We start from the raw sequence: 21,324 nt of genomic DNA, 5'->3' as shown, positions 1-21,324 counted from the left end.
GTCGCAAGCGCAGATGGAAACTGCGTAAGCAGCTACTCTTTCGGGAGCTCGTAAAAGTCGCGCACGAGTTCCCAGGCCTGCTGGGGATCGTCGCTGTAGTGAAAGAGCGCGAGGTCTTGGGCTGTCACCATGCCTTCTTCGACCAGCACGTCGAAGTCGATCAGGCGCTTCCAGTAGTCGCTGCCGAACAGGATGATGGGCAGGGGCTTGGCCTTTTTGGTTTGCACCAGGGTCAGCACTTCGAAGAGTTCGTCGAGCGTGCCAAAGCCGCCGGGGAAGGCGAGCAGGGCCTTGGCGCGCATCATGAAGTGCATTTTGCGCAGCGCGAAGTAGTGAAACTTGAAGCTCAGCGAGGGCGTGATGAATGGGTTTGGGTGCTGCTCGTGCGGCAGCGCAATGTTGAGCCCTACATTGAGCGCGCCGGTCTCGTGCGCGCCTCGGTTCGCGGCTTCCATGATGCCGGGGCCGCCGCCGGTGCAGATGTAGATGCGCTCAGACGGGCGCTGGCGCTCGCTGTATTGCGCCACGAGCGCGGCGAAGCGGCGCGCTGCGTCGTAGTAACGCGCGTTGTGCATGGCCCGCTGGGCGCGCGCGATGTGCGTCGCCTCACCGCCGGATTGCGCCTCGGCCAATTGCTGCGCCGCATCTTCAGGGCTGGGAAGGCGCGCGCTGCCGAAAACGACGATGGTGTTTTCTATGCCCTGCTCGCTTTGGCCGAGGTCGGGCTTGAGCAGCTCGAGCTGGAAGCGGATGCCGCGGGTCTCTCGGCGAAAGAGGAATTCGGGGTCGGCAAAAGCCAGACGGTTGGCGTCTGCGTGCAGCGGGTTGCCGTTGCGTGCCTGGGTATGCAATTCGGCCCAGGCATCGGCCAGGCGCCGTTCATTGAGTTGGGTGGTGGCGTCCATCGGAAGGGGGAAATCAGCGTCTTGTGGTTTTGACTTTGTGCGGCTGGGCGGCAGCGGCGGGCCTGCTGCTGCGTTTGGTGGTGGCAGCCTGTTTGCGCACGGGGCCGGAACTGCGCGTTGCACTGTGGCGAGCCGCGCTTTGCGCACGGGCGCCCGTCATGCGCACGGGCACGAACAGCACCACTTGCTGGCCGGCTCTGAAGGCGGCGTTCACCTTGGTGTCGTTCCACTGCGCCACCTGGGCGGCGCTCAGGCGGTAGCGCTGCGCCAGGCGCGCCACGGTGTCGCCCTTGCGTGCGCCCACGACGGTGCGGCGTGTAACGACCTCGGGGGCCAGCAGCAGCTGGCCGTTGTCGGCGATCTGTCCGGGCACGTCCTCGCGCCGCGTGGCGCTGCGTGGCACGAGCAGTGCCGCGCCCGCGCGGATGAGCATGCGCGGCGGGATGTTGTTGACGCTGCGCAGGTCGCTTTCGCTCATGCCCATGCGCTGGGCCGCCTCGGCCACGCTCATGGTCGCAGGCGCGGTCCAGACTGTCCAGCTTGCGTATTCGCCCTGGTCGTAGGCTTCGAGGTTGCGCTCGAACACGCGCGCGTTGTCCCAGGGCAGCAGGATGCGCGGCGTGCCGGCGGCGAAGATCGTGGGGCGGTGGAATGACGGATTGAGCGCGCGGAAGTCCTCCTCGCGGATGCCGGCGAGCTTGGCGACGAGCGCCACGTCGATGTCGTGCTTGATCTCCACGGTCTGGAAATAAGGGTGGTTTTCGATGGGCGCGAGCTCGGCGCGGAAGCTGTCGGGGCTGGCCACGATGTTTTTCACCGCGAGCAGCTTGGGCACGTACATGCGCGTTTCGGCGGGCAGGTTCAGGTCGGTGTATTTGATGCCCAGCCCCGCTTTCTGGTTGCGCGCGATGGCGCGGGCCACGTTGCCTTCGCCCCAGTTGTATGCGGCCAGCGCCAGGTGCCAGTCGCCGAACATGCCGTAGAGCTTTTGCAGGTAGTCGAGCGCGGCGCGCGTGGAGGCAAGCACGTCGCGCCGGTCGTCTCGGAAAGCGTTTTGCTTGAGGTCGAAGGTCGTGCCCGTGGCGGGCATGAACTGCCACATGCCGGCGGCCTTGGCGCGCGAGACGGCCTGCGGGTTGAAGGCGCTCTCCACGTAGGGCAGCAGCGCGAGTTCGGTGGGCATGCCGCGGCGTTCGAGCTCTTCGACGATGTAAAACAGGTACTTGCTCGAACGCAGCGTCATGCGCTGCAGGTAGTCGGGGCGGGCGCTGTACCACTGGATGCGGTCCTGCACCAGGTCGTCCTGCAGATCGGGCATGGCAAAGCCGCGGCGGATGCGATCCCACAGGTCGACGGGCGCCGTGAGTGAGGCCACGCCGCCACGTGCGGCCTCGGCGGAGGTGATGGGGCGCAGCGAGCCGCTCGGGAATTGCGCGGCGCTGCTGGACGCTGCAGTCGGGGTTGCGGCCGTGCCATCCCTGCCGGCTGCAGGATCGCCCGGGGTATTCGTCGTCGCACACCCTGCCAGCCACAGCAGGCTGGCGAGCAAGGCCCAGCGCAACCAGCTCATTGAAAGCCGTTTTTCCATGCGCGCAATGCGGCCAGCACGGCTACGGGGTCGGCAGGGTTCACGGCGGGGTCGTGGCGTTGCGCGGCGGCCGCCACGGCGGCTTCGCGGGTGCGCAAGAATGGGTTGATGGCGCGCTCGAGCGCGACGGTCGAGGGCAAGGTGGGCAGGCCCTGGGCGCGCAGGCCTTCACAGTGCTGCTGGTAGTCGCGCAGGGCCTGGTTGTCGGGCTCCACGGCGCGGGCGAATTTCAGGTTCGAGAGCGTGTATTCATGGGCGCAGCACACGCGCGTGGCGCCGGGCAGCGCTGCAAACTGGTCGAGCGAGGCGAGCATTTGCGCAGGCGTGCCCTCGAACAGCCGCCCGCAGCCGCCGGAAAACAAGGTGTCGCCGCAAAACAGCAGCGGCCCGCCCTCGACTTCGGGGGCGAAAAATGCAATATGCCCCGCCGTGTGGCCGGGTACGTCGAGCACCGCCAAGCGCAGGCCCAGCACCTCGACGGTGCCGCCTTGCTGTAGGCGCACGAGCGGCTCGGGGACGGTTTCGCGCGCGGGGCCATAGACCTGCGCCCCGGTGGCGTCGCGCAAGGCAGCCACACCGCCGACATGGTCGGGGTGGTGGTGCGTGACTAAAATCGCCCGCAATTGCAAGCCCAGGCGCTGCAGCGCATCGAAAACGGGCGTCGCGTCGCCCGGGTCCACGACCAGGGCATGGCCCGCAGCGTCGTGGAGCAGCCACAGATAGTTGTCGCTAAAAGCGGGTAGAGGAATCAGCTTCATGGTCCTGAGGATTATAAAAACCGCGGCGGTGCGAGTGCCCGGTGTGCGGCAAGGGGTTTTTCGGGCGGCACCCGCATGAATGCACCAGATTCCAGCGGCCTTGACTGGTTCGACAGCGCCGCCGGCCGCTACCTGCTGGCCTGGGAGCAGCAGCGCTTCGATGCTGCCGTGGCCGACGTGTTTGGCTACCACAGCTTGCAGCTGGGGCTGCCGCAGCTCGACGGGTTGCGCTGCAACCGCATGCCGCACCGCTGGCTGGCTCTGGGGCAGGAGGGCGTGGCTGCATTGGCTGCGCGGCCTCTGTCTGGCACGCCGCCGGCTTTGCTCGCCGATCCCACGGCCCTGCCTTTCTCGGCGCAAAGCCTGGACCTCGTGCTGCTGCCGCATACGCTGGAGCGCAGCGTGGACCCGCATGCGGCGCTGCGCGAGGTCGAGCGCGTGCTCGTGCCCGAGGGCCGCGTGATCATCAGCGGCCTGCACACGCTGAGCCTGTGGGGGCTGCGCCAGATGCGCTCGTGCTGGTGGGAGCGCATGGGCTGGGGCGGGCGCTTCGTGCCCGGCGTGGCGGAATTCATCGCCTACCGGCGCCTGCGCGACTGGCTGCGGCTGCTGAGTTTCGAGGTCGAATCGGCGCAATTCGGCTGCTACCGGCCGGCCGTGCGCGGCAGCCAGTGGCTCGAGCGCTTCGCCTGGATGGATGCACTTGGCGCGCGCGCCTGGCCCGTCTTGGGGGCCGTGTATTTCGTCGTGGCCGTGAAGCGGGTGCATGGCCTGCGCTTGCTCGAACCCACGTGGCGCGCCGCGCGCCAGCGGGCCGCGGCGTCCATGCCGGTGGCGCGGTTGCGCGGGGCGGACGCGGGGCCTGGTGGCGGCGAGGGAGCGCATGGGCCCCATGCCGCTCGTTTGGACAAGGAAAAGCATTGAACCACGTAGAGATTTATACCGATGGTGCCTGCAAGGGCAACCCGGGGCCGGGTGGCTGGGGCGTGTGGCTGCGTTCGGGCAGCCACGAAAAGGAGCTGTTCGGCGGAGAGCCCAATACCACCAACAACCGCATGGAACTGCGCGCCGTGATCGAGGCGCTGGCGGCGCTCAAGCGCCCGTGCGCCGTGACGCTGCACCTGGACAGCCAGTATGTGCGCAAGGGCATCACCGAATGGCTCGCCGGCTGGAAGGCCAAAGGCTGGCGCACCGCTGCAGGGCAGCCGGTGAAAAATGTGGACTTGTGGCAACAGCTCGACGCGCTCGTGCGCGAGCGCGGGCACCGCATCGAGTGGCGCTGGGTGCGCGGGCACTCGGGCCACCCGGGCAACGAGCGCGCCGATGCGCTCGCCAACCAGGGCGTGGCGCAGGTCCTGGAACGCCGCAGCGCCTGAAAGTGTCTTGGGACTATGGTGGGCGGTGGATGGCGCGGGGTTGCAGCATGCTCAGGCCCCCCAAGCCACCCCGGCGGCGGCGAGGACGGGTGTCGCCAGGCTGAGGAACACATTCCAGCGCATGGCAGGCAGCAGTGCGGCGGTGTCGTTGGCATGGCAGGCGGCATGGTGCATGGTTTTTGCCGCCAGGGGCAAAGTGAGCAGCCCCAGCAAGGCCGCAGGCGGCACATCGCGGGCCGCCACGGTGGCCAGCAAAGCACCGTAAGCCAGCAGATATTGCGCCGCCAGCACGGGCCAGGCCTGCTCCTTGCCCAGCACAATGGGCAGGGTGCGCCGGCCAGCGCGGCGGTCGGCCTCGACGTCGGGAAACTGGTTGAGCAGCAGCAAGGCGTTCGCCAGGCCGAAGGGCAGCAATGACGCAAGGCCCATGGTGGCGGCAGTCTGCGCCGTGAGGCCGCCGAGCAGCACGGCCGCTGTGCCCAGCGCCATCAAAGGGCCGAAACCCAGCCCCGGTGCGATCAGGCACAGCCAGGGGTGGCGCGTGATCCAGGGGGTGTAGGCGGCGGCCAGCACCAGCCCGGCCAGCCCCAGCGGCAGCAAAACGGGCAGGGCGGCGGCATGCCGCCAAAGAAAATACACCCCCGTGGCCGCGCTCAGTGCCAGAGCGGCCACGCCCATGCCCAGCGCCACGCTGGCCAGTGCAGGGCGCGCGGGTAGCACACCGCTGCCGCCGCTGAAGGGCGTGCGCTGCGTCTGTGCGTCCAGGCCCGAGCGGAAGTCTGCATATTCGTTGAGCGCATTCGTGCCCAGGTGCGCTGCCAGCGCGCCCAGGGTGGCGAGTGCCGCGTCGGCCCAGTTCAGCACCTGCCCATGCTGGTGCGCCAGCCAGCCGCTGCAGGCTACGGCCCAGGCCATGCAGGCGAAAGTGAGCAGTAAAAAAGGCGGGCGCGCTGGGCCCCACCAAGGAAGGTGGCTTGCGGCGCGCGCGGCTTGCGGCCCGGGCGGGCCTGGAGCGTGAAAAATGGGCATGCGTGCATTGTTCCATCCCCCCGTCTTGTGTCCGCTTGGCTTCTTTTTTGCTTTCGATAGCGCTTGCAAGAGCGGGCGCTGGCCGTTAGAATCCAAGGCTCACGACCGATCGGGCGGGTGCCATCCGCCCGTTTTTTTTGGTCGATCGCCAAGTCGGTCATTTGAGGCGGTACATCTCGAACGGTCGTTTTTGTGGAGCTCGAAGCCTCAGGGGCCCGCTTGCAAAGCAGGGTTTCAGGGGTTGTCGGGTTTTTTTGTTTTTCGGCACAGAGAACGGATTTTCGTGGCATTGCAGCAAGTCGTCGAACAAGTGGTGCGCGGGCTGGGTTACGACCTGGTGGAGGTCGAACGCTCCGCGGGGGGCTTGCTGCGCGTCACCATCGATATGCCCTGGCTGCCGCCGGATGCGGATGCGGATGCGGATGCGGATGCGGTGCAGCCGGCAGGGCACGCCGAAGCCGCCGGGCCGGTGGAGCGCTTCGTGACGGTGGAGGATTGCGAGAAGGTTACGCGCCAGTTGCAGTTCGCCCTCGAGGTCGAAGGGGTCGATTACAAGCGCCTCGAAGTGTCTTCGCCGGGCATAGACCGGCCGCTGCGCCACGAGCAGGATTTCATGCGCTTCACGGGGGCGGTGATAGACATCACCCTCAAGGCGCCCATAGGCGGTGCGGCTGCAGGGCAGGTGCACGCGCTGCGCAAGAAGTTTCGCGGCACGCTGGAGCGCGCGGCGTCGGGCGGCTGGCAAATTGTCTGGAGCGATGCGCCCGCGCCCAAGCCTGGGCAAAGGGTGAGCAAGAAGCGTGCGCCGGCACCCGTGCAGGTGCTGGGCTTCGCGCTCGACGAGTTGCGCGAGGCGCGGCTTGCGCCCATCGTGGACTTCAAGGGGCGCGCTGGCTGAGCGCTCGCAGGGTCCGCGCGGAGCGCGGGCACAAGGATTGGATTACAGGAGAGTTGTCGCATGAATCGCGAATTGTTGATGTTGATCGATGCCATTTCGCGCGAGAAAAACGTGGAGCGCGACGTGGTGCTGGCTGCCGTCGAGGCGGCGCTCGCGCAGGCCACGAAAAAGCTCTACAAGGGCGAGGTGGACATTCGCGTGGCGGTCGATCGTGACACCGGCGACTACGAGACTTTCCGCCGCTGGCTGGTCGTGCCCGACGAGGCCGGCTTGCAAAACCCCGACGCCGAAGAGCTGCTCATGGACGCGCGCGAGCGTGTGCCCGGCATCGAGGTGGGCGAATACATCGAAGAGTCCGTCGAATCGGTGCCGATCGGGCGCATAGGCGCGATGGCGGCCAAACAGGTGATCCTGCAGAAAATCCGCGATGCCGAGCGCGAGACGCTGCTCAGCGACTTCATGAGCCGCGGCGAAAAAATCTTCAGCGGCACCGTCAAGCGCCTGGACAAGGGCGACCTGATCATTGAAAGCGGCCGCGTGGAGGGGCGCCTCAAGCGCAGCGAGATGATCCCCAAGGAGAATCTGCGCATAGGCGACCGGGTGCGCGCGATCATTCTCGAAGTCGATCCGACGCTGCGCGGCGCGCCCATCATCCTCTCGCGCGCCGCACCCGAATTCATGATCGAGCTCTTTCGCCAGGAAGTGCCCGAAATCGAGCAGGGCCTGCTCGAAATCAAGAGCTGCGCGCGTGACGCCGGCAGCCGCGCGAAGATCGCCGTGCTGAGCCATGACAAGCGCATCGACCCGATAGGCACCTGCGTGGGCGTACGTGGCTCGCGCGTCACTGCGGTGACCAACGAACTCGCGGGCGAGCGCGTGGACATCGTGCTGTGGTCGGAAGACCCGGCGCAGTTCGTCATTGGCGCGCTCGCGCCGGCGAACGTGCAGTCCATCGTGGTCGATGAGGAAAAGCACGCGATGGACGTGGTGGTCGATGAGGAAAACCTCGCCATCGCGATTGGTCGCGGCGGCCAGAACGTGCGCCTGGCCTCCGAGCTCACGGGCTGGAAGATCAACATCATGGACGCTGCCGAATCGGCGCAAAAGCAGGCCGAAGAAACCGCCACGCTGCGCAAGCTGTTCATCGAAAAGCTCGACGTCGATGAGGAAATCGCCGACATCCTGGTGGCCGAGGGCTTTTCCAGTCTGGAAGAAGTGGCCTACGTGCCGCTGCAGGAAATGCTGGCGATCGAGTCCCTGGACGAAGACACGGTCAATGAGTTGCGCGCGCGTGCCAAGGACGCGCTGCTGACGATGGAGATCGCGCGCGAAGAAGGCGTGGAGGAGTCGTCGCAGGACTTGCGCGACCTCGACGGCCTCACGCCCGAGCTGATCGCCAAGCTGGCAGAGCACGGTGTGCACACGCGCGACGACCTGGGCGACCTGGCCGTCGATGAACTCACGGCCATCACCGGCCAGTCCGAGGATGAGGCCAAGGCCTTGATTATGAAAGCACGCGAACATTGGTTTGCGGGCCAGCAATGAGGGTCAGGGAGGCACGAAGCATTTATGTCCAGTAACACCGTTGCAGAGTTCGCGAACGAACTCAAAAAATCCCCAGCCATCCTGCTCGACCAGTTGCGTGCCGCAGGCGTGGCCAAGACCAGTGCATCCGACCAGCTCACCGAGGCGGACAAGCAAAAGCTGCTCGCCCACCTGCAGGCCAGCCACGGCACCGCCTCGGGTGACCGCAAAAAGATCACCCTGGTGAAAAAATCCACCACCGAGATCAAGCAGGCTGACGCGAGCGGCAAGGCGCGCACCATCCAGGTCGAAGTGCGCAAGAAGCGCACCTTCATCAAGCGCGAGGACATGGCCGAAGCGACGGCCGACATGGGCGCGCCGGCGCTGGTGGGCGAGCATGCCCACGCCGACACGGAGCCGGAATCGGCCGTGGCTTCAGCGCAGGAGCGCGAGTGGACGCGCCGCGAGGAAGAGGCGCGCCAGCAGGCGGAGCTGATCCGGCGCCAGGAGGAAGAGCTCGCGCAGCAGCGCCACGAGCGCGAAGCGCGCGAGCAGCGCGAGCGTGAAGAGCGTGAACGCCGTGAGCGCGAAGCCGATGAACGCGCCGCCGCCTACGCTGCCCAAGAGGCCGAAAAGAAAGCCAAGGCCACGGCGGCCCAGCAGGAGGCTGCGCGCACCCAGGCCGATGAGGCCGCGGCGCGTGCGGCGCAGCAGCAGGCCGAACGCGAAAAGGCCGAAGTCGAGTCCAAAGCGCGCGCCGCAGAAGAGGCCGCGCGTGCCGCCGACCTCGAGGCGCGCCGCCGCAAGGCCGAGGCCGAGGCGGCAGCCATCCGTTCCATGCTGGCCACACCTCGAAAAACCGTGATGGTGGCCAAGAAGGAAGAAAAGAAAGAAGAGCCCAAACCCGCGGCCAAGCCTGCGGGCGACGCCAAAAAAGGCACGTTGCACAAGCCGGCTGCGCAGGCTGGCGCTGGTGCCGGCGGTGGCGGTGCGCGCCCGGCAGCGCCCGCAGCGCCTGGCGGTAGCAAGGAAGTCAAGTCGGCCAAGCTGTCCTCGAGCTGGGCCGGCGATACGGCCAAGAAAAAAGAAATCAAGACGCGCGGCGATACGAGCGGTGGCGCGGGCCGCGGTGCCTGGCGTGCCGGACCCAGGGGCCGTCGCGGCAACGACAGGGACCATCGCGAGCAGCGTGAAGACGCGCATGCCGCACCGGCCGAGGCGCGCGTGCTTGAAGTGCACGTGCCCGAGACCATCACGGTGGCCGAGCTTGCGCACAAGATGTCGGTCAAGGCCTCGGAAGTGATCAAGGTGCTCATGAAGATGGGGCAGATGGTCACCATCAACCAGCCTCTGGACCAGGACACGGCCATGATCACGGTCGAGGAACTCGGCCACAAGGCCGTGGTGGCCGCGCTCGACGACCCCGAGGCATTCCCCGAAGAAGAAGCCGCGCACGCCAACGCGCCGCTGCTGCCGCGCCCACCCGTGGTGACCGTGATGGGCCACGTGGACCACGGCAAGACCTCGCTGCTCGACTACATCCGCCGCGCCAAGGTCGCTGCGGGCGAGGCCGGCGGCATCACGCAGCACATCGGCGCCTACCACGTGGAGACGCCGCGCGGCACCATCACCTTCCTCGACACGCCGGGCCACGAGGCGTTCACGGCGATGCGCGCACGCGGCGCGCAGGCGACCGACATCGTGATCCTGGTCGTGGCCGCCGACGACGGCGTGATGCCGCAGACCAAGGAGGCGGTCAAGCACGCCAAGGCCGCAGGAGTGCCCATCGTGGTTGCGGTGAACAAGATCGACAAGCCCGACGCCAATCCCGATCGCGTCAAGCAGGAGCTCATCGTCGAGGAGGTCGTGCCCGAGGAGTACGGCGGCGATTCGCCCTTCGTGGCGGTGTCGGCCAAGACCGGCCAGGGCATCGACGAGCTGCTCGAGCAGGTGCTGCTGCAGGCCGAGGTGCTCGAGCTCGAGGCGCCGGTCGAAGCGTCGGCCAAGGGCCTGGTGATCGAAGCCAAGCTCGACAAGGGCCGCGGCCCCGTGGCCACAGTGCTCGTGCAGTCGGGGACGCTCAAAGTGGGCGACGTGGTGCTCGCAGGCCAGACCTACGGCCGTGTGCGCGCCATGCTCGACGAAAACGGCCGCTCGACGAAGTCCGCCGGGCCGTCCATCCCCGTGGAAATCCAGGGCCTGACCGAGGTGCCGCAGGCTGGCGACGAGTTCATGGTGCTCAGCGACGAGCGCCGTGCGCGCGAGATCGCCACCTACCGCGCGGGCAAGTTCCGCAACACCAAGCTCGCCAAGCAGCAGGCCGCGAAGCTCGAAAACATGTTCGCCGAAATGACGGCGGGCGAGGTCAAGACCCTGCCCATCATCCTCAAGGCCGACGTGCAGGGCTCGCAGGAGGCGCTGGCGCAGTCGCTGCTCAAGCTCTCGACCGACGAGGTCAAGGTGCAGCTCGTGTATGCGGGCGTGGGCGGCATCAGCGAATCCGACATCAACCTCGCGATCGCGTCCAAGGCCGTGGTGATCGGCTTCAATGTGCGCGCCGACGCGAATGCCCGCAAGCTCGCCGAGGGCAACGACGTGGACATCCGCTACTACGACATCATCTACGACGCCGTGGATGACCTGAAGGCGGCCATGTCGGGCATGCTCGCGCCCGAGCAGAAGGAGGAAGTCACAGGCACGGCGGAGATCCGCACGGTGTTCGTGGCCTCCAAGATCGGCACGGTGGCGGGCTGCTACGTCACGCATGGCCTGGTGCGGCGCGACGCGCATTTCCGCCTGCTGCGCGACAACGTCGTCATCTACACGGGCGAGATCGAATCGCTCAAGCGCATGAAGGACGACGTGCGCGAGGTCAAGGAAGGCTTCGAGTGCGGTATCAAGCTCAAGAACTACAACGACATCAAAGAGGGTGACCAGCTCGAATTCTTTGAAATCAAGGAAATCGCCCGCACTTTGTGATGAAAATGGCTGCCAGTGCTTGTTCATCAAGCACTGGCAGCTATGGTTTTTGATTCAAGGTTTACCCGTTCCACCGCCCCATGCCACGCAAGAGTTCCGTCCCCAACCGCGGCTACCGCATCGCCGACCAGATCCAGCGCGACTTGTCGGAGCTGATCGCGCGCGAGCTCAAGGACCCGCGCGTGGGCATGGTGACGCTGCAAAGCGTCGAAATCTCGCCCGACTATGCGCACGCGAAAGTGTTTTTCAGCGTGCTCACGGGTGACCCGCTGGTGGCGCAAGAGGCGCTCAACCACGCCGCAGGGCATTTGCGCAATCACTTGTTCAAGCGCCTGCATATCCACACCGTGCCCACGCTGCACTTCGTCTATGACCGCACGACCGAGCGTGCGGCGGACATGAACGCCTTGATCGCCAAGGCGGTTTCTTCTCGCGCCAAAGACGAATAAATGGTAGCTGCGCCACGCACCAGGGTGCAGCGGCGCCCTGTGCATGGGGTGTTGCTGCTCGACAAACCGCTAGCCCTCTCGAGCAACCAGGCTTTGCAAAAGGCCAAATGGCTGCTGCGCGCCGAAAAGGCCGGGCACACGGGCACGCTGGACCCGCTTGCCACGGGCGTGCTGCCGCTGTGCTTTGGCGCCGCGACCAAGTTCAGCGCGCTACACCTGGACGCCGACAAAAGCTACGAAGCCACGCTGCTGCTCGGCGTGAGCACCACGACGGGTGACGCCGAAGGCGAGGTGAGCGCACGCTGCGCTGTGCCGCCGATCACGCCCGCGCAGCTCGAAGCCGTGCGCCAGCGCTTCGTGGGCCGCATACGCCAGGTGCCGCCCATGCACAGCGCGCTCAAGAAAGACGGCAAGGCGCTGTACGAATACGCACGCGCCGGCATTGAAGTCGAGCGCGCGCCGCGCGAGCTCACGATTCATGAACTGAACTTGGCCTTGACACAGACAGAGCAAGCACAAGCAGCTATCGAAATCAAAGTAAGGTGCAGCAAAGGCACCTACATCCGCACGCTGGGCGAGGACATAGGCCTTGCCTTGGGCTGCGGCGGGCACCTGACGCGGCTGCGGCGCACGGCCACGGGGCCGTTTGCCGTGGCGCAATGCCTCACGCTCGCGCAGCTCGAAGCCATGGACGAGGCACAGCGCCTGCGCGCCTTGCTGCCGCCCGAGGTGCTGCTGCCCGGACACGTGCCTGTCACGCTCGCGGATGAGCATGCCGGGCGCTTTTTGTGCGGCGCGCGCCTGCGCGGGCGCTGGCACGATGCGGCGCAGGTCGCCGTGTTTGCCGAGCGTCCGCGCGTGCTGCTGGGCAGTGCGCATGTCCAGGCGGGCGAGCTCGTGCCCGACCGCCTCCTGAGCCCCATCGAAGTCCAACAAATCCTGCAAAACCTGCCGCCAGCTGAGGCCGGCGGCCCATCGGAAACACCATGAGCCAACAAATTCGCAACATCGCCATCATCGCCCACGTGGACCACGGCAAGACGACCATGGTCGATCAGCTGCTGCGCCAGTCGGGCACCTTTGCCGCGCACGAAAAAGTGGTCGATACCGTGATGGACAACAACGCCATCGAGCGCGAGCGCGGCATCACCATCCTGGCCAAGAACTGCGCCGTGAGCTGGGGCGGCACGCACATCAACATCGTCGACACCCCGGGCCACGCGGACTTCGGCGGTGAGGTCGAGCGCGCGCTCTCCATGGTCGATGGCGTGCTGCTGCTGATCGACGCGCAAGAGGGCCCTATGCCGCAGACGCGCTTCGTCACCAAAAAGGCGCTCGCGCTGGGCTTGAAGCCCATCGTCGTGGTCAACAAGGTGGACAAGCCCGGCGCCAACCCCGACAAGGTCATCAACGCCGCGTTCGACCTGTTCGACAAACTCGGCGCGACCGACGAGCAGCTCGACTTTCCCGTGGTCTATGCCTCGGGCATCAACGGCTGGGCCTCGCTGCAAGAGGGCGCGCCCGGCGAGCAGTGGGGGCCGGACATGTCGGCACTGTTCGAGACCGTCCTCCAGCACGTGCCCGCGCACCAGGGCGACCCGAGCGCGCCGCTGCAGCTGCAGATTTCGGCACTCGACTACAACAGCTTCGTCGGCCGCATCGGCGTGGGCCGCATCAACGCGGGCACGCTGCGCCCGGGGCAGGACGTGCTCGTGATGGAAGGGGCCGAGGGCAATTCGTTCAAGGGCCGGGTGAACCAGGTGCTGACCTTCGAGGGGCTGGACCGCGTGCAGGTCACCGAGGCCGGGCCGGGCGACATCGTGCTCATCAACGGCATCGAGGACCTAGGCATAGGCGTCACCGTGACCGACCCGGCGAACCCGCGCCCGCTGCCCATGCTGCAGGTCGATGAGCCCACGCTGACCATGAACTTCTGCGTCAACACCAGCCCGCTCGCGGGGCGTGAGGGCAAGTTCGTCACGAGCCGCCAGATCTGGGACCGGCTGGAAAAAGAGCTGCAGAGCAACGTCGCGCTGCGTGTGAAGGAAACCGACGAGGACGGCGTGTTCGAAGTCTCTGGCCGCGGCGAGCTGCACCTGACCATCCTGCTCGAAAACATGCGCCGCGAGGGCTACGAGCTCGCCGTGGGCAAGCCGCGCGTGGTGTTCAAGGAGATCAACGGCGAGCGCTGCGAGCCCATCGAACTCGTGACTGCCGACATCGAAGAAGGCCACCAGGGCGGCGTGATGCAGGCGCTGGGCGAGCGCAAGGGCGAGCTCGTGAACATGGAGCCCGACGGGCGCGGCCGCGTGCGGCTCGAATACCGCATCCCGGCGCGCGGGCTGATCGGCTTTTCGAACGAGTTTTTGAACCTCACGCGCGGCTCGGGGCTGATCAGCAACATCTTCGACGGCTACGAGCCGTACAAGGGCGAGATCGGCGGGCGCAAGAACGGCGTGCTGATTTCGATGGACGACGGCGAAATCTTCACCTACGCGCTGGGCAAGCTCGACGACCGCGGGCGCATGTTCGTGAAGGCGGGCGACCCGGTGTATGAGGGCATGATCGTGGGCATCCATAGCCGCGACAACGACCTCGTGGTGAACGCCACGCGCACCAAGCAGTTGACCAACTTCCGCGTGAGCGGCAAGGAAGACGCGATCAAGATCACGCCGCCGATCGAGCTCTCGCTCGAGTACGCGGTGGAATTCATCGAGGACGACGAACTCGTCGAGATCACGCCCAAAAGCATCCGCCTGCGCAAGCGCTTTTTGAAGGAGCACGAGCGCAAGCGCGCAAGCCGCGAAAATGCCTGATGTGTGCCACGACGAGACGAAAGGAGCAAAGATGACGACGCAGCCTACCGAACAGAACGTCGAAGTCCAGAGTGAAGTGCGCGGCGGCGTGGGCCTGATCACGCTGAACCGCCCGCGTGCGCTCAATGCGCTGTCGCTGTCCATGGTGCGCGCGCTCATGCAGGTGCTGCGCGCATGGCAGCACGACGTGCGCGTGCAGGCCGTGGCGATCCGCGGCAGCAACAAGGACGGCCCGTTCGGCGCGTTCTGCGCGGGCGGCGACATCCGCTTTTTGCACGAAGCCGGCAGCAAAGGTGACCCGAAGATCGAGGACTTCTTCACCGAGGAGTACGTGCTCAACCACTTCACGCACAACTATCCCAAGCCCTACATCGCGTTCATGGACGGCATCGTCATGGGCGGCGGCATGGGCATCAGCCAGGGCGGCAGCCTGCGCATCGTGACCGAGCGCACCAAAATGGCCATGCCCGAGACGGGCATAGGCCTGTTCCCCGACGTGGGCGGCGGCTACTTCCTCTCGCGCTGCCCCGGCCACGTGGGCGAGTGGCTCGCGCTCACGGGCGAGACCATCAGCGCGGGCGACGCGATCGCCTTCGGCCTCGCCGACGGCTGCCTGCCCGCTGCACAGCAGGCCGAGGTGTGGGAGGCGATCGCGACGCAGGGCTTTGCCGACGGCGCCGCGATCGAGGCCTTCATCAAAACAAAATTCGTAGCTGCCAGCGCAGACCACGCAAGCCTCAGAGCCCAAATCGACCAATATTTTTCGCTGCCCACGGTGCGCGACATCGTGCAGGCACTCGAAGCCGCCGACAGCGACTGGGCGCGCGCCACCGCGGCCACGCTGCGCCGCCGCTCGCCGCTCATGCTGCACGTGGTGCTCGAGCAGATCCGCCGCGCGCGCCACCTGGGCCTGGCCGACGATTTGCGCATGGAGCGCGACATCGTGCGCCACTGCTTCTTCCTGCGCCCCGGTCAGAGCGAGACCATCGAGGGCATACGCGCGCTCGCCATCGACAAAGACCAGCAGCCGCGCTGGAACCCGCCGCGCATCGAAGACGTCACGCCCGAGATGTGGCAGCCCTTCTTCGAAAGCCCCTGGCCGGCGTGGGCGCACCCGCTCGCGGCGCTATCCTGACAGGAGCTGCTTGCGCTTGATGTGTATGGATTTCAGATGCAGAAGTGTCTGCGAGAAAGAGTAAGCAGGCGCTGGCAGCTTCTTTGTTGATAGCAGGCGGCTTTTTGAGCGACGGGGCTTGTGAGGCGCTCCAGCCCCTCAGCGCTGACGGCTCTTGAGCGCGCGCTCGACTTCGCGCTTGCCCTCGCGCTCCTTGATGGTGTCGCGCTTGTCGTGCTCGGCCTTGCCCTTGGCGAGTGCGATCTCGCACTTCACGCGGCCGTTCTTCCAGTGCAGGTTCAGCGGCACCAGCGTGTAGCCTTTTTGCTCGACCTTGCCGATCAGGCGCTTGATTTCGTCCTTGTGCAGCAGCAGCTTTTTGGTGCGCGCGGCGTCGGGACGCACGTGCGTGGAGGCGGTCCTGAGCGGGTTGATCTGACAGCCGATCAAAAACAGCTCGCCGCCTTTGATCAGCACGTAGCCGTCGGTGAGCTGCACCTTGCCCTCGCGCAGCGCCTTGACCTCCCAGCCGTGCAGCACCATGCCGGCTTCGTAGCGCTCTTCGAAAAAGTAGTTGTAGGCCGCTTTTTTGTTTTCGGCAATGCGGGATGGGAGTTCGGATTTTTTCGCCATGGGCTCGTAGATGCGGTGCGCGGCGGGGGAATAAAAGGCCTGCCTACAATCCCGTGCGCGTGCATCAGCATGGCGCGGGCCCGCGATTGTAAGAGTCCGCCCCGACCCCTTTTAGTGTCTGCATGAAAAACGTCCACAAGTCCGTCCTCATCTGGTATAGCCCGCAGGAAATGTTCGACCTCGTCACGCAGGTCGAGCACTACCCCGAATTTCTGCCCTGGTGCGACCACGCCGCCGTGCTCGAGCGCACGCCCACGGGCATGCTCGCCGAGGTGGGCATCGCGCTGGGCGGCATCCGCCACACCTTCGTCACGCGCAACACGCACGCGCCGGGGCGACATGTGCAGGTGCAGCTCGTCAAAGGGCCGTTCTCGAAGCTCGAGGGCGACTGGCAGTTCCACCCTGTGGGCGACGGCGCGCAGCGCGCGTGCCGCGTCGAGCTGCGGCTGCACTACGGCTTTTCCAGCAAGGCGCTCGCGGCGCTGGTGGGGCCGGTGTTCGACCGCATCGCCAGCAGCCTGGTCGATGCCTTCGTGCAGCGCGCCGAGAAAGTCTATGGCTGACGCGATCGATGCTCCTGCTCTTATCCCGGTGACCGTGGTGGTGTGCCTCGCACCGCGCAGGGTGCGCGAGCTGGAGCTGCAGCTGCCTGCGGGCGCCACGGTTGCCGATGCGCTGCGCGCGAGCGGTGTCGATGTCGCGCAGCCGACGGGCGCAGCGGCCGCCGACGACACCCCAGAGGGGTTTTGCTGCGGAATCTGGGGGCGCAAAGTGGTGCTCACGCAGCGCCTTGCGCCGTTCGATCGGGTAGAGGTTTATCGGCCGTTGCAAATCGACCCGAAACACGCACGGCGCGAGCGCTTCGAGCGTCAGGGCAAGCGCGGCAGCGGTTTGTTTGCCAAGCGCACGGCCAGGACGGCCGGGGACTGATTGTCAAGGGTATAAGCACGCGGCGCATGCCCGGCGCAGACCCGCAGCGAAGGCGCCGGCCTTTACTTCAGGGCGCGCACTCGGTCGCGATGATGCCTTCGAGGCGCTTGGTCTCGGCCGCGCGGCCGGCTTCGTCGAGGAACACGCGCTCGCCTTGCGCGTTCGTGGTCGCGATGAGGCGGCCGGAGTCGTAGGCCGCCTTGGCCTGGCGCGCGCGCGCGCAGTTGTCGGCCTTGATTTTGGCGATTTTTTCGGCTTCGGCCTTCTTTTTCGCGGCTTCTGCGGCCTCGGCCTGGGCCTTCTTCTCTTCGAGTTCTTTGTCTTTACCTGCCCCCGCGGTGCTGGCTGCCGCGGCAGGGGCAGAGGCGGCGTCGGCCGCGGGCACCGGGTGGTAGCTGCGTTGGCTGCCGGTGTTGCCGGGCTGCTTCAGGATGTTTTTGTCCGGAATGTCCACGGGCGGCGGCCGGTCGCTGAAGACCTTGCGGCCGTCCCTGTCTATCCATTGCCATTGGGCCGCAGCGCCGAGCGAAAAGGCGCAGGCCAGGGCGAGCAAAAGCAGTTTGGGCGTTTTCATGAGGGCCGAGTGTAGGGCAGATTCCGCGCCAGGGGTTCATGCAGAGTGCCATGGATACAATTCGTTTTTTGGAGCTTTCACATGCGCCTACTCGGAAAAGCGCTCACCTTCGACGACGTGTTGCTGGTGCCAGCCTACTCCCAGGTCCTGCCCAAGGACACATCCCTCGCGACCCAGCTTTCACGCAACATCCGGCTGAATCTGCCGCTCGTGTCCGCCGCCATGGACACCGTGACCGAAGCGCGTCTGGCGATTGCCATCGCGCAGGAGGGTGGCATGGGCATCGTGCACAAAAACCTCACGCCGCAAGAGCAGGCGGCGCAGGTGGCCAAGGTCAAGCGCTATGAATCGGGCGTGCTGCGCGACCCGGTGGTCATCACACCCGAGCACACCGTGCTGCAGGTGCTGCAGCTGTCGCAGGAACTCGGTGTGTCGGGCTTTCCGGTGTGCGACGGCGGCAAGGTGGTGGGCATCGTCACGGGACGTGATTTGCGCTTCGAGACGCGCTACGACGTGCGGGTGCGCGAGATCATGACGCCGCGCGAAAAGCTCATCACCGTGAATGAAAAAGACGGCACCACGCCCGAGCAGGCCAAGGCCCTGCTGCACCAGCACAAGCTCGAACGCCTGCTGGTGGTCAACGATGCCTTCGAGCTCAAGGGGCTGATCACGGTCAAGGACATCACCAAGCAGACGAGCTTTCCGAACGCCGCGCGCGACGAGTCCGGGCGCCTGCGCGTGGGCGCGGCCGTGGGCGTGGGCGAGGGCACCGAAGAGCGCGTCGAGGCGCTGGTGCGCGCAGGCGTCGATGCCGTCGTGGTCGATACCGCGCACGGCCACAGCAGGGGCGTGATCGAGCGCGTGCGCTGGGTCAAGCAGCACTACCCGCAGGTCGAGGTGATCGGCGGCAACATCGCCACCGGCGCCGCGGCCCTTGCGCTGGTCGAGGCCGGCGCGGACGCCGTCAAGGTGGGCATAGGCCCGGGCTCGATCTGTACCACGCGCATCGTGGCCGGTGTCGGCGTGCCGCAGATCATGGCCATAGACAGCGTGGCCACGGCGCTCAAGGGCACGGGCGTGCCGCTGATCGCCGACGGCGGCATTCGCTTCAGCGGTGACGTGGCCAAGGCCCTGGCCGCGGGCGCGGGCACGGTGATGATGGGCGGCGTGTTCGCCGGCACCGAGGAAGCGCCCGGCGAGGTCATCCTCTACCAGGGCCGCAGCTACAAGAGCTACCGCGGCATGGGCAGCCTGGGCGCGATGCAGCAAGGCAGCGCCGACCGCTATTTTCAAGAGAGCAGCACCGGCAATCCCAATGCGGACAAACTCGTTCCAGAAGGCATAGAAGGGCGGGTGCCGTACAAGGGTTCGGTGGTGTCCATCATCTTCCAGATGGCGGGCGGCGTGCGTGCGGCGATGGGCTACTGCGGCTGCGCGACCATCCAGGAAATGAACGAAAAAGCCGAATTCGTCGAGATCACCACGGCGGGCATACGCGAGAGCCACGTACACGACGTGCAGATCACCAAAGAGGCGCCCAACTACCGCGCCGACTGATAGCTTGCGTTCTTGCGGGCCCGAACCCTCCCTGCGCGGCGTTCGGGCTTTTGCATTTTTTCATCGCCCACCCGCCATGCAACACGACAAAATCCTCATCCTCGACTTCGGCTCCCAGGTTACGCAGCTCATCGCCCGGCGCGTGCGCGAGGCGCATGTGTATTGCGAGGTGCACCCTTGCGACGTGAGCGACGACTGGGTGCGCCAGTATGCAGCCGACGGCCACCTCAAAGGCATCATTCTCTCGGGCAGCCACGCCAGCGTCTATGAGGTCGATGACCGCGCGCCCGACGCCGTGTTCGCGCTCGGCGTGCCTGTGCTGGGCATCTGTTACGGCATGCAGACCATGGCGCAGCAGCTCGGCGGCAAGGTTGAGGGCGGCACCACGCGCGAGTTCGGCTACGCCGAGGTGCGCGCGCACGGCCACACCGCACTGCTCAACGGCATTGCCGACTTCACCACGCCCGAGGGCCACGGCATGCTCAAGGTGTGGATGAGCCACGGCGACAAGGTCACCGCGCTGCCGCCGGGCTTCAAGGTCATGGCCAGCACGCCGAGCTGCCCGATCGCCGGCATGGCCGACGAGGCGCGGCGCTTTTATGGCGTGCAGTTCCATCCCGAGGTCACGCACACGGTGCAGGGCCGCGCGCTGCTCGAGCGCTTCGTGCTCGAAATCTGCGGCGCCCAGCCCGACTGGATCATGCAGAACCACATCGAAGAAGCGGTGCAAAACATCCGCGCGCAGGTGGGTGACGAGGAGGTGATCCTGGGCCTGTCGGGCGGCGTCGATTCGAGCGTGGCCGCGGCGCTGATCCACCGCGCCATCGGCGAGCAGCTGACCTGCGTGTTCGTCGATCACGGCCTGCTGCGCCTGCACGAGGGCGACATGGTCATGGAGATGTTCGCCGGCAAGCTGCACGCCAAGGTGGTGCGCGTGGATGCGAGCGAACTGTTTTTGCGCGAGCTCGCGGGGGTCAGCGACCCCGAGCAAAAGCGCAAGATCATCGGCCGCCTGTTCGTCGATGTGTTCAAGGCCGAGGCCGAAAAGCTCAAGGCCGCGCGCCCGGGCAGCAAAGGCGCGCAGTGGCTCGCGCAGGGCACGATCTACCCCGACGTGATCGAATCGGGCGGTGCCAAGAGCAAAAAAGCCGTCACCATCAAAAGCCACCACAACGTCGGCGGCCTGCCCGAGCAGCTGGGCCTCAAGCTCCTGGAGCCGCTGCGCGACCTGTTCAAGGACGAGGTGCGCGAGCTCGGCGTGGCGCTGGGCCTGCCGCACGACATGGTGTACCGCCACCCCTTTCCCGGCCCGGGCCTGGGCGTGCGCATTCTGGGCGAGGTCAAGAAGGAATACGCCGAGCTGCTGCGCCGCGCCGACGCGATCTTCATCGAAGAACTGCGCTCGACCCTGGACCACAACAGCGGCAAGAGCTGGTACGACTTAACCAGCCAGGCGTTCACCGTGTTCCTGCCCGTCAAGAGCGTGGGCGTGATGGGCGACGGCCGCACCTACGACTACGTGGTGGCCCTGCGCGCCGTGCAGACCAGCGACTTCATGACCGCCGACTGGGCCGAACTGCCTTATGCGCTGCTCAAAAAAGTGAGCAGCCGCATCATCAACGAAGTGCGCGGCATCAACCGCGTGACCTACGACGTGAGCTCCAAACCGCCGGCGACGATAGAGTGGGAGTGATTCGGCGTCTGGCACCGGCTGGCATCAAGTAGCACTAGAACACAGCTAACCCCGCGTCAATGCGGGATTTTTTGTGATTTCATCCGGCACTGGCTGGCATTCTTTGGTATCGCCAAGCACCGGTTTTTCATGGCATGATGAATGGCATTGAGTGCTTCGATGCCATGAGATGCCATCAATACCATGCAGCCATCTTTCCGGTGCTCATGGTATTGATCTGACGTAGTGCAATGATTTCATTGTATTTTTACGCCAGATTGGGTTGATTCCAAATCATGGTATTTGAGTCGAATCAGGGCGAGAACCATGCTGACCGATACCAAGCTGCGCAACCTCAAGCCGAGGGACAAGCTCTACAAGGAAAACGACCGCGACGGCCTCTATGTGGCCGTCACGCTGTTGATTCCAGAAACAAAGTGAGCCGGCTTCCGAACCAAAATTGAGCCACTGAATTGACGGTCAAATGGCTGTCTGGATTGTGGATAAGTCTACATCTTCGGC

Annotated in this window: 19 protein-coding genes; 13 read left to right on the top strand and 6 right to left on the bottom strand. The window is 65.9% G+C overall.

The window, feature by feature from the left end:
* Window positions 1-32: 32 nt before the first annotated feature.
* From PYV55_RS10930 to gloB, 3 genes are read right to left on the bottom strand one after another with little or no spacing between them, the layout of a single operon-like run.
* A complete protein-coding gene (locus PYV55_RS10930) occupies window positions 33-905 on the bottom strand; it encodes an LOG family protein (RefSeq protein WP_275851027.1) in 873 nt (290 codons plus the stop codon).
* Between the two features lie 13 nt (window positions 906-918).
* Window positions 919-2,475, bottom strand: a complete 1,557-nt coding sequence (locus tag PYV55_RS10925; protein ID WP_275851024.1) for a transglycosylase SLT domain-containing protein — start codon at window positions 2,473-2,475, stop codon at window positions 919-921.
* Window positions 2,472-3,251, bottom strand: a complete 780-nt coding sequence (gene gloB, locus PYV55_RS10920) for a hydroxyacylglutathione hydrolase (RefSeq protein WP_275851022.1) — start codon at window positions 3,249-3,251, stop codon at window positions 2,472-2,474. The genes PYV55_RS10925 and gloB overlap by 4 nt, the downstream gene beginning before the upstream one ends.
* Window positions 3,252-3,326: 75 nt before the next feature.
* Between gloB and PYV55_RS10915 the strand changes: the two genes are divergently transcribed.
* Window positions 3,327-4,175: a class I SAM-dependent methyltransferase gene (locus PYV55_RS10915; RefSeq protein ID WP_275851020.1), complete on the top strand. Its 849-nt coding sequence runs from the start codon at window positions 3,327-3,329 to the stop codon at window positions 4,173-4,175.
* On the top strand, window positions 4,172-4,627 hold the full coding sequence (gene rnhA, locus PYV55_RS10910) for a ribonuclease HI (protein ID WP_275851017.1): 456 nt from the start codon (window positions 4,172-4,174) through the stop codon (window positions 4,625-4,627). Before PYV55_RS10915 ends, rnhA begins: the two co-directional genes overlap by 4 nt.
* A gap of 51 nt (window positions 4,628-4,678) precedes the next feature.
* Here rnhA and PYV55_RS10905 read toward each other — a convergent pair whose 3' ends face one another.
* Complete coding sequence (locus PYV55_RS10905; RefSeq protein WP_275851015.1) at window positions 4,679-5,542, bottom strand: prenyltransferase; 864 nt, start codon at window positions 5,540-5,542, stop codon at window positions 4,679-4,681.
* Window positions 5,543-5,939: 397 nt separating this feature from the next.
* Here PYV55_RS10905 and rimP point away from each other — a divergent pair, with 397 nt between their 5' ends.
* From rimP to PYV55_RS10870, 7 genes are all read left to right on the top strand, one after another.
* Complete coding sequence (gene rimP, locus PYV55_RS10900; RefSeq protein WP_275851012.1) at window positions 5,940-6,554, top strand: ribosome maturation factor RimP; 615 nt, start codon at window positions 5,940-5,942, stop codon at window positions 6,552-6,554.
* Between the two features lie 60 nt (window positions 6,555-6,614).
* Window positions 6,615-8,099, top strand: coding sequence for a transcription termination factor NusA (nusA, locus tag PYV55_RS10895; protein WP_275851009.1), 1,485 nt, complete (start codon window positions 6,615-6,617; stop codon window positions 8,097-8,099).
* Between the two features lie 24 nt (window positions 8,100-8,123).
* Window positions 8,124-11,057, top strand: a complete 2,934-nt coding sequence (gene infB / locus PYV55_RS10890; protein ID WP_275851007.1) for a translation initiation factor IF-2 — start codon at window positions 8,124-8,126, stop codon at window positions 11,055-11,057.
* 80 nt (window positions 11,058-11,137) lie between these two features.
* Window positions 11,138-11,506, top strand: coding sequence for a 30S ribosome-binding factor RbfA (rbfA, locus tag PYV55_RS10885; RefSeq protein WP_275851006.1), 369 nt, complete (start codon window positions 11,138-11,140; stop codon window positions 11,504-11,506).
* Window positions 11,507-12,496 (top strand): tRNA pseudouridine(55) synthase TruB, encoded by a 990-nt coding sequence (truB, locus tag PYV55_RS10880; protein ID WP_275851005.1) that lies wholly within the window; start codon window positions 11,507-11,509, stop codon window positions 12,494-12,496.
* Window positions 12,493-14,322 carry a translational GTPase TypA gene (gene typA, locus PYV55_RS10875; RefSeq protein WP_275851003.1) on the top strand — a complete coding sequence of 610 codons (1,830 nt, stop codon included), beginning with the start codon at window positions 12,493-12,495 and terminating at the stop codon, window positions 14,320-14,322. Before truB ends, typA begins: the two co-directional genes overlap by 4 nt.
* Before the next feature lie 31 nt (window positions 14,323-14,353).
* Window positions 14,354-15,457 carry an enoyl-CoA hydratase/isomerase family protein gene (locus PYV55_RS10870; RefSeq protein WP_275851000.1) on the top strand — a complete coding sequence of 368 codons (1,104 nt, stop codon included), beginning with the start codon at window positions 14,354-14,356 and terminating at the stop codon, window positions 15,455-15,457.
* Between the two features lie 138 nt (window positions 15,458-15,595).
* On the opposite strand, the gene smpB is transcribed toward PYV55_RS10870, so the two are convergent.
* Window positions 15,596-16,069: an SsrA-binding protein SmpB gene (smpB, locus tag PYV55_RS10865; RefSeq protein ID WP_275850998.1), complete on the bottom strand. Its 474-nt coding sequence runs from the start codon at window positions 16,067-16,069 to the stop codon at window positions 15,596-15,598.
* Between the two features lie 122 nt (window positions 16,070-16,191).
* On the opposite strand from smpB, the gene PYV55_RS10860 reads away from it, so the two are divergent.
* On the top strand, window positions 16,192-16,632 hold the full coding sequence (locus tag PYV55_RS10860; RefSeq protein WP_275850996.1) for a type II toxin-antitoxin system RatA family toxin: 441 nt from the start codon (window positions 16,192-16,194) through the stop codon (window positions 16,630-16,632).
* Entirely contained in the window at window positions 16,625-16,999 is a 375-nt protein-coding gene (locus PYV55_RS10855) for an RnfH family protein (RefSeq protein WP_275850994.1), read from the top strand. Before PYV55_RS10860 ends, PYV55_RS10855 begins: the two co-directional genes overlap by 8 nt.
* Window positions 17,000-17,066: 67 nt before the next feature.
* On the opposite strand, the gene PYV55_RS10850 is transcribed toward PYV55_RS10855, so the two are convergent.
* The gene (locus PYV55_RS10850; RefSeq protein WP_275850993.1) at window positions 17,067-17,573 is read right to left on the bottom strand and encodes a DUF4124 domain-containing protein; all 507 of its coding nucleotides are present in this window, start codon (window positions 17,571-17,573) and stop codon (window positions 17,067-17,069) included.
* A gap of 81 nt (window positions 17,574-17,654) precedes the next feature.
* Here PYV55_RS10850 and guaB point away from each other — a divergent pair, with 81 nt between their 5' ends.
* Window positions 17,655-19,130 (top strand): IMP dehydrogenase, encoded by a 1,476-nt coding sequence (guaB, locus tag PYV55_RS10845; RefSeq protein WP_275850991.1) that lies wholly within the window; start codon window positions 17,655-17,657, stop codon window positions 19,128-19,130.
* Between the two features lie 76 nt (window positions 19,131-19,206).
* Window positions 19,207-20,823 carry a glutamine-hydrolyzing GMP synthase gene (guaA, locus tag PYV55_RS10840; RefSeq protein ID WP_275850989.1) on the top strand — a complete coding sequence of 539 codons (1,617 nt, stop codon included), beginning with the start codon at window positions 19,207-19,209 and terminating at the stop codon, window positions 20,821-20,823.
* Window positions 20,824-21,324: the final 501 nt, after the last annotated feature.

It is taken from the genome of Extensimonas soli (assembly GCF_029211265.1).
In the GTDB taxonomy this organism is placed as follows: domain Bacteria; phylum Pseudomonadota; class Gammaproteobacteria; order Burkholderiales; family Burkholderiaceae_C; genus Extensimonas; species Extensimonas soli.
Note: the sequence above shows the minus strand (reverse complement) of the source record. Positions and strands in the feature narration are given on the sequence as shown.